Raw genomic sequence first — 16747 nt, 5'->3', positions numbered from 1 at the left:
TTCGGACATCAACAAAAATGAAAAAACTCCTAATGGCATTCGCGTTCGTCGCGACTGCCGCAACCGCCCAGACCGATCCCTACAAAAAGACCAACTTCTTGCCCGAAAGGCTCGAAATCCTGCCGTTCAATTCGGTAAAACCTGATGGCTGGATCAAAACTCAGATCGAGGAAAACCTTGAGGGATTCACGGGAAATCTCGACAAACTCGCGCCTGAGTTGATTGTCGAGGACGATATTTACGTGAAAAATCGCCTGAGTAAAAAAGTCAAGAGCAAAGACGTCGGCGCCGTCGGAGGTGAAGGCGATTGGCAGGTGCAATTCCTTTGGTGGAACAGCGAAACCCAAAGCAATTGGCGCGATGGCTACATTAGAAGTGCGATCTTGACGAACGACGCGCAACATCTCGCGAAAATCCAAACCTATGTAAACCGGATCCTCGCAAGTCAGGACGCCGACGGATATCTCGGCATTTACGACGAAGAACTTCGGTACAAATTCGACAATGAAAACGGAGAGTTATGGGCAAAAGCCACGTTGCTGCGCGGATTGCTCGCCTGGTATGAATACAATCGGGATGAAAAGGTGTTGACTGCGGTGAAGCGCGCTGTGCAGAATACGATGGACAACTATCCCGTGAACGCGTCGCATCCGTTCTATTCCAAAAACGAGAACGTGGGCGGATTGTCGCACGGGCTCGTATTTACCGACGTGCTCGAGGAATTGTTCAGGCTCACGAGAGATCACGTCTATTTGAATTACACGCTTTTCCTGTACAAGGATTTCTCAGAGAACAAACTCAACGAGGACGCGCAGTATGCAAAACTCATCGATAAGGACAAAATGTTAAACGGACACGGCGTGCATACGTACGAACATTTGCGCAGTCTCGCCGCCGCGTATCGCATTTCAGGAAACGAGGAATTGCTTAAGGCGCTCGGAAATTTCGAAGACAAGATAAAACTCGAGACTACCGCGACGGGCGGGCCCGTGGGCGATGAATGGATCGGTTCCAAAAAAGCCGACGCCACGACACGCGGTTACGAATATTGTTCGCTCCAGGAACTTATGCACAGTTATGAAAGCCTGCTCGCCAAAAGCGGGAATTTCCAATACGGCGATCGCGTCGAAAAAATATTCTTCAACGCGGCCCAAGGAGCGCGCCATCCTGAGCAAAGTTGCATCGCCTATCTAAAAAGTGACAATTCATACGAAATGACGGGCGGTTTGAACGGAGATGAATCCGACGCCGAGCAGACGCGTTACCGATATTCGCCCGTGCACAAGGAAGCGGCCGTTTGTTGCGTCCCGAATGCGGGAAGAATCGCGCCGTATTACACGCAATATATGTGGATGAAAGGGAAGAACTCGTTGGTGGCGACGTTGCTCGGTCCGTCACGCGTTGAGGTTATCGTCGATGGGAAACCGGTTTCGGTAAATGAGATAACGAACTATCCGTACGGAAATACGATCACGTTCGAAGTCACCGCGAACAGCAAGTTCGATCTCAAGATCCGCAAGCCGGAATGGGCGAAGAATTTTACGCTGAATGTTCCGTATACGATGGATCGCGGCTTTATCTCCATTTCAAAAACATGGAAAGGAACCGAGAAAATCACGCTTGAATTCACGCCCGAAGTGGAAGTCGCCCAAGACATAAATGGGGAAAATTATTTTAAATACGGCGCGTTGGTGTTGGCACATTCGATACAGGGCAAACCTGATGTGACGAAGAAGTACAAACTGGAAGGTTTTTCAGATATCGAATACAGTTCGGTGAAACCGGTTGTGTATTCGTTTAGTAAGCCGTCCGAAATTAAAGCCTTGGGCGATTTGAAATTTGAAACGAAATTGGTCAATTCGAAGACGAAAAAATTGGAGAAGGTTGTTTTGCAGCCTGTGGGCAGGACGATTTTAAGACAGGTTACTTTTAAGGGAAGTTAATTGGGAAAATAGGAGTGGAAAGTGTACTGGGGGAATTTTTGGATTTTTTAGATTTAACCCTTAAAGGGTTTCAAACCCTTTAAGGGTTGCCCAAAAATCAAAATATATCCGCAAAAAAGCCTTCACGCATCAATTCGGAACATACGTACTCGTATCCTTCTTTTCTCCCTCGTATTCAATAATGTAAATGTCCTCACTGTCGCGCTTCATATAGTATTTCTCGCGCGCATATTTCTCGACCTGATCGGGATTCTTCAGCAACTTGATGTTCGTCGAGTCCTTTTTGATCTCGTTCCGATAATATTCCTTGTTCGTGTTCAATTCGTCGATCTCGGCATCCAATCGCTTGTGGACGAGCCACGAATAATTGTCGAGGAACAACATCCAAACCGCAAAGAAAAGCAACACCAACACATAGCGGTTGCCAAGAAAGCGCAGCCACGGGCGTTTTTCCATTTTCTCTTTAAGCGGGTTTTTCATTTGGAAAGTATGTTAAGGCATCAGCCGGAAATCGCTCCTAAAATAACAATAAATAATAACAATACTAGCTAAAGAATACGCTGGTGGATCACCGCGCGCACCACATCGATCGCGACCGTATTGTATTTGTCGTTCGGAATGATGATATCGGCGTGCGCCTTCGTAGGCTCGATGAACTGTTCGTGCATCGGCTTGAGCGTTTTCTGGTAGCGTTGCAGCACTTCTTCCATATCGCGGCCGCGTTCGGCGATGTCGCGTTTCAACCGTCGGATCAATCTTTCGTCCGAATCGGCATGCACATAAACCTTAATGTCGAACATCTCACGCAATTCCGCATTCGCCAAAATCAAAATGCCTTCCACGATCATCACTTTTCGAGGATGCGTCAAAATCGTATCGTCGGTGCGGTTGTGCGTCACGAAAGAATACACGGGCTGTTCGATATTTTCTCCGGCCTTGAGCGCCTTCAGATGCTTCACGAGCAATTCGAAGTCGATCGCGCGCGGATGGTCGAAATTGATCAAGGCGCGCTCGTCATAAGACAAACCGTTGTTCTCGCGGTAATACGAATCCTGCGAAATGATCCCGACTTCCTCAAGCGGAATCTCATTCATGATCTGGCGCACGACAGTCGTTTTTCCGCTGCCCGTACCTCCGGCAATACCAATAATGAGCATAAAAGTGATTTTGTTCGGCGCAAAGATAAACACAAATTATCATTGCCGATGTTGTTTTTTGGGCAGCTTATCCGGCTGTTCACTTCCAGTCCTCGTCGCGTTGGGATTTGTCCTCGACCCATAATGGGCTTCCGTTGGTCGCCGTTCTTGGCCGGGACAAATTTCCAAACGCGTCTGTGGGCTGTGCGCTTCCATCCGGGCTGCGGCTCGAAATCCTTAGAAATGAGTGCTTAAAATCGACAAACCGACGGAAAAAACCGTTTAAAAATTAAGATAATTATAGTAGGAGAAATTATAACAAAAAAATTTGCAAAGTTCAGGTCATAGTGGAATCATTGCCCCGAACTTTAAAAAACTAACCATGAAAAAATTCAGTATTACATTAGCGAGCGCCCTTGTTTTGGGACTTTCTTTCACATCTTGCGGTAGCGATGACAACGGTGGCGGCGGAAGCGTTACTGCTGAGAAACTTGCCGGAAAATGGGAATTCAGCAAAGAGAAATTCAGCATCAACGGAACAGCGTTTCCTGAGCAGGATTATTCAGACAACGAAGCCGGATGTTCTAAAGATTACATCACGTTCACTGCCGCAGGAACGTATGAAGAAGGCGATTACTGGAGCACCGAGTGCGAACTTGACACTTGGGACGGTACGTACACTATTTCAGGAAAAGACATCATTGTCGATGGAGAAACTTTCAACGTACAAACGCTTTCAGGATCAACTTTGAAAATGAAAACCACTTACACTGAAGAAGACGTTACTTACACAGGAGTCGTTACTTTGAAAAAAGTAAACTAATCATCTGATTGGAAAAATAAAGACCGGCCTCGTGCCGGTTTTTTTATGCCTTTTTATTTCATGTCGCGCACCAAACTCCACGTGAAATAACCAACGGCGGCCGTCGCAAGGCAAATGCACGCCCATAAAAACCACGACTTCTGCCAAATCGGGACATTATCATCATCGCTTTTCAAATCCGATGGTTTCTCGAAATGCCGTATCGACACGATCATCGTTTGCGGCAAATCGGTTTTCATGTTGTCGCTGTACATTATTTTCGGGAAGTCGTAATCGGGCGCCGATCGGTCGGGCATTCCGGTTGAAATCGTATAGCTTTCACCTTTCTCCAGTTCGGCCACCATATAACGTCGTTGTTGTGAAAAACCAACTTTAGTAATTTCCAAAGGCGGACTGTCGCGGTTTTCGATCTCAATGAAAAATTCCTTCGCCATGAAGTCAAACGTATGATCGATCATATTCGGGAAGATCACGAAGTTGTCCAGCGTTTCCTCATATGTGACCATTTTGCGTTTCTGTTTGCGCTGTCCCAAAACGTAAACGCGCGCGTTGCGTTCAAAGTGTTTCGGGCTCGCGACGTCAAGCGAAATCCGATTTATCGCCTCGGGTTTCAAAAACGATACGTGAATCGATGTCTTTTTGTACCCGGGAAGTTCCTCGATTTTAATCGTCGCGCCTTTGATCGTATCCCATGCGACATGATTCGGGCAAGGAATCGATCTGTTCACGCCGACTTCAAGCACATTTACGGGAAGTGTTTTCGTATCGTCGAACTCGAATTTCAAGAATTTGTAGGATGTCAATGGCAGCGCGATCGTCAGATAATCGGCGAAAGAAACCTCGCTTCTCACATCGGTGAACGTCTTTTGATTGATGATGCCGTACCAGTTCTTTCCATCGTCGCTTCCTGAAAGGCTGAACTTTTTGGTGACTTCGATGTTGGCGATCCTAAGCGAAACATCGGTGATCTGAGCCATCGGATTTTCCACGACCAAAACCGTATTCTTCTTCGCAACCGATTGCTTCGATGCGATCTTGAACGCCTTGAAATCGTAGCAAACGCGGTCGTCCGGGGTCTGACGCAGCAATTTCGCATACGGAATTTCCTGGTTCTTTGAATTGTAGATCCTGAAATCGCTGTAATTCCCGTTCGAATATGACGTGATTTCGTGAGGTATCGGAATTTTATACATGCCGTCGGCGGCAACGGGCAGCAAACGCCCTGTCGTATTCTGGGCGAACGACGTCGCGGCGATCAGCAAAAAGAGTTTATGCAGGATTTTCATCTTTCTTGGAATTTGGGTCATCAAGCACGAGCACTTTGAGTTTTTGGTACACGAATGAAATCACGAGAATCACGACGCCGAGTAAGATAAACGCGATGATTTTTCCCGTTTCGGACGCATTCCTGATGTCGTAGACGAACAATTTCACGATCGTAATCCCGAGTAATACCAGCGATACGATGCGCAACATCCGCGCTTTTCTCTTGATCCCGACGATAAGGAACGCAAATGCAAGCACGCCCCAAAGTATCGGGAAACCTGATTTTATGACCTGCGTCCGAACGTTTGCGATCACCTCCTCGGCCGTGGCGAATTTAATTCCGTCGATGTCGTTTCCGTAAATCGCGATGAAAATCTCATTATAATCGGCGGCCGTGACAGGCGTGTTCGAAAATAAGTACGTGTGCAGCAGCAGTTCGGAGCTCGAAACGAAAATCACGAGGAACGCGCAAATCCACAGGGCCGCGGGTTCGGTGAAAAAACTTTTCGCGTCGTCCTTGTTCGTGCGATACAATCCGATCCCGAAACCGATGAGGATCGCGAGCCACAAATAGTGAAGGAAAAACGCGAGTCGGCTGTAATCGCCCGATGCGATGTATTCCAAATGTTCCCTGAACGGGAAACGCGAAAACCAAAACACGAGCATCGCGATGTTCAGGCAAGCCAAGATATTCGCGAATTGTTGCAAAACGACTCCCGATTTTTTAGAAAACCAAACGAACAACCCGAAACTCGCGAGCAAATGCCAAGTGATCGGGAGCGCCGCCGCCGAATTTTCGTTCGCGATGTATTTATACGATTGGTAAGCTGTTTCAAACAATCCCGACAAATACCCGATCGCGAAGCAAACGATAAGCGTGTAGGTTCGGTACTGCGTCGGATTGAAGATAAACCCGAACTGCGACACGTTTTCTTCTTCTGATAGCAACAACCAAGTCACGGCGCCCATGGTCAGCATCGCGAAAATACTCGTGATGAAAATCGGGTTAAGCACGATCATCTCGATCGGTTTGTCGCTCAAGTATCCGTTGTTCCAGTCCATGACCAGACTCACGAGCATCAAAAAATGCACGACAGCCGATGCGAATCGATAACTCACGAATCCTGATTTTTGTCCGAGCCACATGAGCAAAACCGCTTCGGCCGCCCAAAATAACGTGATGTTGTTTCCTTTGAATTGGATCGGGACGGCGAGCGTGATGAACGTCAACGTCAATCCTATCAGCAAATAAACCGTCGTTTTGTCGGCTCCGAATTTCTTGTACAAGACCGTCGCGTATATCAAATTCAAAATCGATAGCGCAGCCGTGAACAAACCTTTGAGTTCGGGATGCCAATCGTTCAATACGATCATTCCGACGCCATAAAATAGAAACGTATTGATCGAGATCACCGAGAGTTCACTGATGCTGAACGCGCCTTTTTGTCGAATATTATTGATGATATTTATCGCAATGAACGTCAGGTAAAACGCGAACGCAAATCCAAGCGCGCCGGCGTAATGCGGTTTTTCGATGATCAAATCGCCTTTGAGCCAACCCGCGAAAAGCAACATCGTGAACGCGAACGCGATGATGTTGACGGGCAGCCATTTTCGGTGATACGCCATCGCCAAAATTCCGATGTCGAGAATCAGGATATACGTGAACAAGACCACGTAATTTCCTTCGCCCGTGCTCACCATGAACGGAACAGCGAAGCCTCCGATGAGCGACAGTATCGCCAACTCCATGCGGTTATAAGAAAGCGAAACGAACGCGCTGAAAGCCGTTATCCCGACCATAATCCCAAACGCGACCGATTGCGAGAACAATTTATAATCGTGGAAAGCGATGCCGATCGTAAAGTAGAAAATCGAAATCGCGCCCGCTACCAAAACTGAACTGAACGGCGCGTAATTTTTCCTGAGTCTGTGTGCGACGCCCATGACCAGAGCGCCCGCCAATATTCCAATCCCGACGCGTGCCGGCTCGTTTATCCAATCCTTGTCGATCGCATATTTTACGAAATAGCTGATGCCGAGTACCAAAATGAGTATGCCGATCTTGTTGATTAGGTTTTCCCCGATGAACTTCTCGAGGTCGGGATTTTTCTCCTTGAAACGTTCCCACCAATCCTTTTCGGGCACATACGGTTTTGGCGCCGGAGTTGGCTGAGCGGGTCTATCCATTGCGAAAGCGGCGACGCGTTCGGGAGTCGATACGGTTTCTTTCTCGGGGATTTTTTCTTGTTCGACCTCGATTTTCGGCTCCGGTTTGGGGATTTCAGGAACGATGACGGCTTTCGGTTCTGGTGTCGGTTCAGGTCTTGTGACTGGAGTTTCGACGGGTTTCGGCGTGATTTTCTCGACGTCTTGCGGTTTTTCACCCGAATGTGATTTGAGATAATCCATCGTACGCTGCATTTCGCGCAAGCGTTCTTCAAGACGCGTGATCTTATTGCCCAAGCTGCTGTTGCCGAACAAGACGATCGCAACAACTACGATCAATAAAAAAATCTCCATAAATGTTTGGTGAGGATGTTCGGGTAAATATAGGGAAAAAGTGCCTGAGTAAATGAGTGCGTCGGTACGCATGAAGTTTTTGCGCAGTTCCGAAAAATTTGTAAAAGAATGTCGAATGTCGATCAACGAAAGTCGACCAATGAAATATCAGGGAATCAAATACCAATAAACGCCGAAAAAGTGAAACGCGCTTCCGCCCAAAACGAACAAATGCCAAATCGCGTGACTGTACGGCATGCGCGCCTTCGCGTAAAAATAAATCCCGACCATATAGCAAAGTCCGCCGGCCAGAATCATCCACAACATCCCGCTTGGCACAGTGCTGAGTAACGGTTTTATGACGATTATTGCGAGCCAGCCCATCATCACATATAGCGCCAGCGACAATTTTTCAGACTTTCTCAAACGCGAGAACTTGAACACGAAACCCAAGACCGCGAACGCCCAGCTAAGCCCGAAAAGCGTCCAGCCCCAAGCGCCTTTAAGTCCCAGAAGCGCGACAGGCGTGTACGTTCCCGCAATCAAAAGGTAAATGCACAAGTGGTCGATGCGCTGGAACATGCGCTTCCATCTCAATTTCCACATCGCATGGTAGATCGTCGAGGCCGAATACAACAAAACGAGACTCGTCCCAAAGATCGCCGACGCCAAAATCTCCATCTTTCCACCGTGCAAAGCCGCGACTACGATCAAAACGATGGCGGCCACGACCGACAATACCGCTCCGGTCCCGTGCGTGATCACATTCCAGAATTCTTCGCGACGGCGATTGGGTTTCAACATGACGAACATTTTCGCTAAGGTAAGGCAACATCAAGGTTCAAAGTTTTAAGGAAATTATAAAGATTTGGATTTTTTGGGCGTTGCGCCGGCGGGAAAGTTTCCGTAAACATGACGAACCGTTTCGCCGTCGCCAGGCTGTCCGCTGTGAGCTTTTTCAAAAACCGCGTTTTTGCAGACCACGGCAACGGGCTTCCTTTGGTCGCCGTCACCGCGGGCAAAAAATGCGGTTTTTGCGCAAAGGCTCGCCGCTTCCATCCTTAACGCGGGTGAAAACTAAAAGGAAATTCTTTTAACAAGAAAGGACGGAAAAATGTAAACGCGGTCGAGAAATTAGAAGGAACTTTAAAATCTTCGAATCCCATAGATTTTACCCTTGTAAAACGAATAAAGTAAACTCGAAAATCTATCCTTTCAAAGTCGCCGCATCGAAAACCCTACAATAATTCCCGCCTCCGATTTTCGCGATCTCATCCTCGCTGAAACCTGTCGCGAGCATCGCTTCGACGACCGTATAATAGAATCCGGTTTTTTGATCTTGCCACGCTTCGTTGGTTCGTTCACCGACGCGTTTGCCACCTTCGCCTTTCGGTTTGGCGTCATTTTTATTGCCGGGTTTGTCGTTTCCGGGTTTTTGACCGCCTGCCTGAGGTTTCGGTCCGCCGAACGTATCGCTCGGACTTCGGTAAGGCATCGTAAGCTTGGTGTCGGTGCCGATACAGACGTGCTCGATTCCCACGACGTCGACCATCGCTTTTATGTTTTCGGCGTATTCCAAAGGCGTGTTGGCCAAATGCGTCCAAACCCCGATCACGCCGCCCGTGTCGGCCACGATTTTTGCCTGTTCCTTACTGATCAATCTCGGGCGCATCATTTTCGACATGAATTCGTCTTTGCCCAATCGCGTATCGAGCCCTGTGTGCGAAACCAACACCGGTTTTTTGGAGACTTTCAGTGCGGCGTTTACCATCTCGTTGGTGCCGTGGGACAAATCGACCAGAATGCCAAGTTCGTTGCATTTTCTGATCGTATCGGCGCCCAATTTCGTGAGTCCGCCCCATTTTGGAGGATTCGTGAAAACGTCGCCCAAAGGAACCGATGCGTCGTTATCGTGCAATAATCCAAGGTGACGCAATCCTCTTTGGTAAGCGACATCGAGCCTGTCAAGATTTCCCTCTAGAAAGTGGGCTCCTTCAACTGACTGGATAACCGTCGGGATCTTGTTCTCATGTGCCGTGCGCAAATCCGCAAGATTTAATGCGCGTTTCATGTCGTTGCCTGCCAAAACCGCATCCATGGCGGTAAGTCCGTTGAGGAAACGCTCATAAGCTTCTCCCGGATTTTTGAGTTGCTGGTAATCGACCGCGAATGTCATGCAGATCGCCGACAATCCCGATTTTTTGATGTCGGCCGCAAGGTCGACTTTTGGGCCCGGCAGTTCAGTTGCTTTCAACGGCACGTCGACGTGATTGTGCGCATCGATTCCGATGGTCTTAGCTACGATTGCGGCTATGCGCGGATCTATTTCTGAAGTTGTCCACGAAAATACGGGATCGAATAGTACGAAAGTTCCGGCGGCGGTTATTTGCGCGAGGAATTTTCGTCTCGGATAATTTGAGAAGGTCGCCATGAATGTTTGTTTGGCGAAAGATAAGTGAGGTTTTGGAGGTTTGAAATAGGGTTGGGGAATTTTAGGAAATTTTTAGGGGTGGTTTGGATGGGTTGGATCGTGTGGAATCAATGCGGCGTAAGTCCTTTAGGATGGTTTTTTGAGGATTAGGCTGGCGGGTTACTTAGGTGGCGTCGTTTTAAGGATTTTGGGGAACGATTATTTTTGATTTGTGGTGGGATTACGCTGGCGCTTGATCCTGGATAGGGGAGTTATTTAAAAGAATCCGCTTCGCGGCCAGCGGTGAGGTATTTGGTTTTTGCGGGATTACGCTGGCGTGTGATCCTGGGTTGGGAATCGTTTGAAAGGGTGATGTGCGGTGTACGGAATATTTTGGATTTGTGGCAGGATTACGCTGGCGCGTGATTTTAGATAGGGGAGTTGTTTAAAAGAATCCGTTTCGCGGCCAGCGACCAGATATTTGGTTTTTGCAGGATTACGCTGTCGCGTGATCCTGAGTTGGGAGTTGATGCTAAAAGAATCCTTTCCGCGGCCTGCGGCCGCGGGGTCTTTTTTGTTTTGTGCAAAAAGTGCTCGAGCGAGCTCGGCACTTTTTGCACAAAACAAAAAATCCCTCCGCATTGCATGCGGAAGGATTCTTTTGTCGGGGTGGCAGGATTCGAACCTGCGACCTCCTGGTCCCAAACCAGGCGCGATGACCGGGCTACGCTACACCCCGAAACTCAGCTATTGCCGAATCAGGGTGCAAATATAAAACTAATTTCAATGCGTGCAAGTGAAATGTTGAACTTTCGCCGGAAAAAAATAACGTGGTATCGCAACCTCGTTGTTCTCAATAGATAAACCTAAGCGTACACGGATTTCCAATGCGACGGCAGGACGCGTTCCCGGTTCAACCGCCGCGTAAAAGTCGCACATGTCGACACTTGGGCGTAAACTTATTCACATATAGCCAAAAGTAATCTACAACCCAATGTTTTAAAGGGTAAAAAATCTAAATTTGCAGTCGAAAATCCAACTACAATATCATGTCTGACACAATCGAAAAAATAAAATGTCTGATCATCGGTTCGGGGCCTGCGGGCTACACGGCCGCAATTTACGCAGCTCGCGCCGATATGCATCCCGTACTTTACACGGGAATGGAACCGGGCGGACAGCTCACCACGACAACTGAAGTCGACAACTTCCCGGGTTATCCTGAAGGAATCGACGGTCCATCGATGATGGTACAATTGCAGCAACAAGCCGAGCGTTTCGGAACACAAGTACGTTTCGGGATGGCGACGATGGTGCAATTCCACAAAGAAGTCGGCGGCTGGCACAAAGTGATCATCGACAGCACGACCGAGGTCCACGCGCAAACCGTGATCATCTCAACGGGAGCGACCGCGAAATATCTCGGTTTGCCAAGCGAGCAAAAATTGCGCGGAGGCGGCGTTTCAGCCTGTGCTGTCTGCGACGGATTCTTCTTTAAAGGGCAGGACGTGGCGATCGTCGGGGCCGGGGATACGGCTGCCGAGGAAGCGACGTATTTGGCGAACATCTGTAAAAACGTAACCATGTTGGTACGCAAGGACCAGATGCGCGCGTCGAAAGCGATGCAACACCGCGTGAACAACACGCCGAACATCACCGTTTTGTACAACAGCGAAGTCGATGAGGTTCTGGGCGACACGGTTGTCGAAGGAATCCGCGTGTACAACAACGCGACGGCCCAAAAAACTGAAGTTCCGGTCACGGGATTGTTCATAGCAATCGGACATAAACCAAACACCGATATCTTCCAGGGACAGCTTGAAATGGACGAAACGGGTTATCTCGTCACTCACGGCAAGTCAACAAAAACCAACCTTCCCGGAGTTTTCGCATGCGGAGACGTTCAGGATAACGTATATCGCCAGGCCGTAACCGCAGCCGGAACGGGTTGTATGGCGGCGTTGGATGCGGAACGTTATTTGGTTTCGATTGAAGAACACGCGGTTGTTTGATTTGTTTAGGGTTTAGCGTTTAAAGTTCTCTTTTATACCGAAACAATTCGTTTACAATACGAAATAAAAAATCCCGGCATTTCGACCGGGATTTTTCATTTTTGCACTCAGGCACTCAGGCACTCAGGCACTCAGGCACTCAGGCACTCAGGCACTCAGGCACTCAGGCACTCAGGCACTACTTTACCTTATTATTCTTCTTCGAAATCAACGCATTATCACTAAACTTATTAATCTCGATTTTCTGCTCTCCATGCAAATCGATTTCGGATTTCCCCGATGCCGAAATTACTGCCTTCTCGATCACTTCGATACTGCAATTGCTGCTGCCTTCGGTCGTGATGTTCGCGTTTTTGGTCGTGAGGTTTTTGCCCGTGAACGTGGTGTTGTTGTCGAGTCGCAGTTTCAACGTGTTCACGTCGCCCTCGATCGAGGCCGATGCTTTCTGATACATGTCGAACGTAATCTTGTCTGACGAGATCAGCGCTTTCAAACTCGCGTTGTTGTTCATTTCGACCGTGGTTTCGGTCGCCGTCACATTGAGTTCGGTTTTGGATTTGTCGTTCGCCATGAGCGTGAATTTCTTGCCTTTCACGGTCGCGAAAATCTTGGCCGACTCGAACGTCTTGAACGTGAAATCGGCGAGTTGAAGATCGGTGAGCGCGGTGACGTTGCTCGAGCCTTTCGCAGTAAGCATCTTGAAATCGTCGGTGTATGTGATTTTGACGCTGAGTTTTTTGAACGTCGTTACTTTTTCGGTGGCTGAAATCCGCAAAGTTCCCGTGCTTTCCGAGATCGAAATGACTTCGTGCAAATTGTCGTCGGCCTCGATCTCAATTTCTGATTTGTCGCCTTTCGAAAGGAAAACCTCGATGTTGTCACTTACTTCGATCGACTCGAAATTCCCGATTTCCTTAGACGACGTCGTCACGTTTTTCGTGCCTTTGAGCTTTTGTCCAAACGCGGTCATCACTGAAAAACAGACGATCAGCAACAGTATATTTTTCCTCATGATTGTTGTTGGTTGAGCCACAAATATAAAAAACATCCCGATAGTTTATCGGGACGTTATCTTATTCTTCAAATTTCCTCAGATTGTCGTTCGGAAGCCTGTCAATCAAATAATTGTAAGGGTCGATTCCCGCATTGTACGGCTGTTCTTTCACGATAAACGAAAACGTGTTGTCCTTCTTGGTGATCTTTAGTCGGCGTTTGATCAAGATTTTTCCGGTTTCTTCATCGTCGGTCGGCTTGGCAAAAACGGCGATGTCGATATAATCCTTGATCGGGATTTTCGTTTCCTTTCCGAGTGAATCCGCCCTGAATTTCTGCGATTGCGTTTTCAAAGTCACGACGAAATCCTTTCCTTTTTTCTGGAATTTCGCTTCGGACATGCGGTTGTCGAACAACGTGATTTTTTCGAACATGTCGTTTATGAGATATTGCAGGGAATCGGGCGTCACTTTCTTGAATTCGCGCACCGCCTCATTCGATGTCGCATACGGCGGATTTTTGTACGCGTATTTGCCCACGAGATTGCGCAACGCGAGATTCGTTTTATCCTCGCCGATCATTTCCTTTAAATAATACATCACGACGCTCGCCTTGTTGTAATGGATGTATTGCTGGTTCTCGGTCTTCATCAGCGGACGTTCGGCCTCAGGCTCGTTGCTGCGCGCGTTGAGATAATTGTCCATCTCATAACTCAGGAATTTCTTCATTTTGTCTTTTCCATATTCCTTTTCCATGACCATAAGCGCCGAATATTGCGCGAAACCTTCACTCATCATTTCGCTGCCCTGCATCGGAGGCCCAATCACCTGATGCGCCCAATACTGATGCGCCATTTCGTGGGCCACGACATAATAGACCTGATCGATGTCGTCTTTCGTGACATCGCGCAAATCGAGAATGAATCCGATCCCTTCGCTGAACGGCATCGTTCCAGGGAATGCCTGCGCGAACGACTGGTAACGCGGGAATTCGATGATGCGGCACTGCTTGTGGTAATACGGCCCGAAATTTTTGGTGTAGTATTCAAGCGATTTCTGCATGGCGCTCATCATGTTGGGCACGTTGTACGCGTGATTTTTGTCGTAATAGACTTCGAGGTCGATGCCGTTCCATTTTTTGCGAGCGACTTCATATCGCGCCGATAGGAACGAGTAGAAATTCAGCGACTTCTGGTCGAGCCTGTATTGGAAATACTTTTTACCGTCGGCTTCCCAGGATTTCAAAAGCGAACCTGGCGCAATGGCGATCTGGTCGGGCGAAGTGCTCATCGTAGTGGTGACGCTCACCCAATCCGAATCGTTGCTGATGTAGGTGTTTTTGCGCGTCGCGACGTCATTGTCATTGAGTTTTGCCATTCGTTTTCTGAGCGGCAGTTTCAATTCCTTGCGCTTGTTACGGTCAGAAATCTCGTAGTCGCTGTTGTATCCGAAGTTCGGGAAAATATCGGCATTGTTGAAGAACGAACCATTTTCAGTAACCGACAAGAAGCTGATGTCGTTCTCAAAACCTCTCGTGAAATTCTTATAATTGACGACGACTTTGAGCGAATCGTTCGGTTGCAATGGTTTTGCCAACGCATAGATTCGGTAGAAATGATCGTTATCGCGCAATTTTTGTCTCGCGCCCGGAATCACGACCTCGACGCTGTCCGATGAAGACGGCATCGTGAAATGCAATTCGCCGATCGGTTGCGCCGACGTGTTTTTCGCCCAGGCGGTGATCGTCGCGCTGAGGTTGCGATGCGCCGGATCGAGATCGATCTTGTAGTCGAGTGCCGTCCATCGGGGCTGCGTGACGGTTTCGTATTTCTTGTACAATTTCTCGTATTGCACCTGCATATCTTCCTGCTGGTCCGACGTCGTGTAGCGATTCAGGACATTCGTGTTGTAAAAGATGAATCCGCCGCAGATGAAGAAGGCGAGAACGCTCACGAAGATCGCGATTTTGCTTCGGCCGAGTTGGACTTTGGCCCGTTTCCATCGCGCTCCGAAACGTTCTTCCTTGCCGCGTGCGTAAAACGCGTTGGTCACGAAACTCAAGATTATGCAGAACAGGCTCCAATATAAAGTAAACCAAACCTGACCCGAAACGAAAGGCCCGAAACCGTTCATGTCGCTGTATTGCACGTTTTCACTTTGCCCGAACTGTACGAGATACGTGCTCACATCGAAGCCACTCCATATAAAGGTATTGAGGATCAGGAAAACGACGAACGCGAAATACGCGATGTACCGATTGTTTATCAAGTAATGGAAAAGCAGCGCCAGGATGATCGCGAACGAGAAGAACGACAGGCTGATGCCTAGGATCGATTCGATGTAAACGTCCACTTGATAACGATGGTAGCCGTAAAGCGACTGCGCGATGATGCCCACGAATATCGTCAAACTTAGGATCAACGCCGTCGCAAAAATCATCGCCAACGCTTTCGATGCGAACAACATTCCGGTTTTTATGGGCGTCGCATCCTGGATCTCGTTTATTTTGGCGTCGCGTTCTTTCCAGACCAGAACGCCCGAATAGAATATGATGAAACCCAAAAGAAACATGTAAAAAGCACCTTTGATCGAACTGATCATGTCGTCGGTCACGGGATATTGGTCCGAACCGTAAGAACCCGTAAAACTCGTGATGCTTGCGATCAGGTTGATCAGCCCGATCGACGTGATGATGATGAATGTCGGATTTCGAATCACGGCAAGCATTTCGAACTTGACCAGATGTATGAAGATTGAGAATGAAAAAACGTTGGCCTTGCGCGCCGTGTAAATCTTGTCGGTCAATATCGCAGGACTTTCCGATTTGATTTTTTTGGGCTTTTTGTGTTTCTCGTTTTTCGTGTTGAATGAGAATCGCGCGTAAACGATTACCAAAATCAGGAACGCGATCCCGACCCAAACCAATCGATTCGTTAGTAACGCACCTTCAAGTGCTACGGCGTGCGCGTTCTTTTCATCGACGGTCATGTATTTCGAGACGATGCCAAGCGGACGAAACCCGAATGGATCGAGCAGATTCGCGAGCCATTGTTTTTCAATATCGCGCGTGAATCCCGATGTAACCGAATATAAAACCAAAATCATCATCGAACCGATGAACGAAACGATGCTGCTCCTGAAATAGATCGCAAGCGAAAAAACCATCACGCCGATGATGAACACGTTCGGAATCGCGAACGTGAGAATTCCCATCAAATGACCTGACCAGATGACTTCGCCGTAACGTTCGGCAGGGCTCCAGTCGAATGCGGGAGCGACCAACGGAGCGATCAAGGTCCCGATCGTAACCCCGAAAAGCGGAATGATCGCAATCAGGCAAGCTCCGATGAACTTACCAAAAAAATAATCGCGTTTCTTAATAGGTGATGAAAAAACAAACTGCTGCATCCCGAACTGGAAGTCGCGGTTGGCCGTCGCGTTCATGAACGCCGTGATCATGAGCAGGCTCACAAGGCACATCGTCCCGTAGATCAATTGGATCGAAAAAGGTGAATTTTTGTGTTCGCTGCCCATTCCGCCGCCGATTTGGATGTTGTCGGTGCACATCGCGCCAAAAACCAAAAGCGAATTGATGGTCAGGAAAATCCAGGTCATCGGCGATTTAAGCCAATACCGCAACTCGTGTCGTATAAATTTCCACAT

The 16747-nt window shown here is 48.2% G+C and carries 11 protein-coding genes and 1 tRNA gene; 3 read left to right on the top strand and 9 right to left on the bottom strand.

Annotation, left to right across the window (positions count from 1 at the left end; all coding sequences use genetic code 11):
* The first annotated feature begins 17 nt into the window (after window positions 1-17).
* Window positions 18-1943 (top strand): beta-L-arabinofuranosidase domain-containing protein, encoded by a 1926-nt coding sequence (locus tag EOO50_RS07275; protein WP_290838934.1) that lies wholly within the window; start codon window positions 18-20, stop codon window positions 1941-1943.
* A 129-nt stretch (window positions 1944-2072) separates the two neighbouring features.
* On the opposite strand, the gene EOO50_RS07270 is transcribed toward EOO50_RS07275, so the two are convergent.
* Both EOO50_RS07270 and udk read right to left on the bottom strand, forming a co-directional pair.
* Window positions 2073-2423 carry a septum formation initiator family protein gene (locus EOO50_RS07270; protein WP_290838933.1) on the bottom strand — a complete coding sequence of 117 codons (351 nt, stop codon included), beginning with the start codon at window positions 2421-2423 and terminating at the stop codon, window positions 2073-2075.
* 68 nt (window positions 2424-2491) lie between these two features.
* Window positions 2492-3100, bottom strand: coding sequence for a uridine kinase (gene udk / locus EOO50_RS07265; RefSeq protein ID WP_290838932.1), 609 nt, complete (start codon window positions 3098-3100; stop codon window positions 2492-2494).
* Between the two features lie 361 nt (window positions 3101-3461).
* Between udk and EOO50_RS07260 the strand changes: the two genes are divergently transcribed.
* Window positions 3462-3902 (top strand): hypothetical protein, encoded by a 441-nt coding sequence (locus EOO50_RS07260; RefSeq protein ID WP_290838931.1) that lies wholly within the window; start codon window positions 3462-3464, stop codon window positions 3900-3902.
* Between the two features lie 53 nt (window positions 3903-3955).
* On the opposite strand, the gene EOO50_RS07255 is transcribed toward EOO50_RS07260, so the two are convergent.
* The 5 genes from EOO50_RS07255 to EOO50_RS07235 form a co-directional block, all read right to left on the bottom strand.
* A complete protein-coding gene (locus EOO50_RS07255; RefSeq protein ID WP_290838930.1) occupies window positions 3956-5188 on the bottom strand; it encodes a hypothetical protein in 1233 nt (410 codons plus the stop codon).
* On the bottom strand, window positions 5172-7691 hold the full coding sequence (locus tag EOO50_RS07250; protein WP_290838928.1) for a DUF2339 domain-containing protein: 2520 nt from the start codon (window positions 7689-7691) through the stop codon (window positions 5172-5174). The genes EOO50_RS07255 and EOO50_RS07250 overlap by 17 nt, the downstream gene beginning before the upstream one ends.
* 147 nt (window positions 7692-7838) lie before the next feature.
* The gene (locus EOO50_RS07245) at window positions 7839-8474 is read right to left on the bottom strand and encodes a hemolysin III family protein (RefSeq protein ID WP_290838927.1); all 636 of its coding nucleotides are present in this window, start codon (window positions 8472-8474) and stop codon (window positions 7839-7841) included.
* A 403-nt stretch (window positions 8475-8877) separates the two neighbouring features.
* Entirely contained in the window at window positions 8878-10101 is a 1224-nt protein-coding gene (locus tag EOO50_RS07240) for a membrane dipeptidase (RefSeq protein ID WP_290838926.1), read from the bottom strand.
* 643 nt (window positions 10102-10744) lie between these two features.
* A tRNA-Pro gene (locus EOO50_RS07235) sits at window positions 10745-10819 on the bottom strand.
* Window positions 10820-11129: 310 nt separating this feature from the next.
* Between EOO50_RS07235 and trxB the strand changes: the two genes are divergently transcribed.
* Entirely contained in the window at window positions 11130-12092 is a 963-nt protein-coding gene (trxB, locus tag EOO50_RS07230; protein ID WP_290838925.1) for a thioredoxin-disulfide reductase, read from the top strand.
* Between the two features lie 178 nt (window positions 12093-12270).
* Here the strand turns inward: trxB and EOO50_RS07225 are convergent, their stop codons facing one another.
* Together EOO50_RS07225 and EOO50_RS07220 are read right to left on the bottom strand one after the other, a co-directional pair.
* On the bottom strand, window positions 12271-13104 hold the full coding sequence (locus EOO50_RS07225; RefSeq protein WP_290838924.1) for a DUF2807 domain-containing protein: 834 nt from the start codon (window positions 13102-13104) through the stop codon (window positions 12271-12273).
* Between the two features lie 61 nt (window positions 13105-13165).
* Window positions 13166-16747, bottom strand: a complete 3582-nt coding sequence (locus EOO50_RS07220; protein ID WP_290838922.1) for a M1 family aminopeptidase — start codon at window positions 16745-16747, stop codon at window positions 13166-13168.

It is taken from the genome of Flavobacterium sp. (genome assembly GCF_004211145.1).
In the GTDB taxonomy this organism is placed as follows: Bacteria; Bacteroidota; Bacteroidia; order Flavobacteriales; family Flavobacteriaceae; genus Flavobacterium.
The sequence above is the reverse complement of the archived record's forward strand: the minus strand, read 5'-3'. Positions and strand labels throughout refer to the sequence as shown.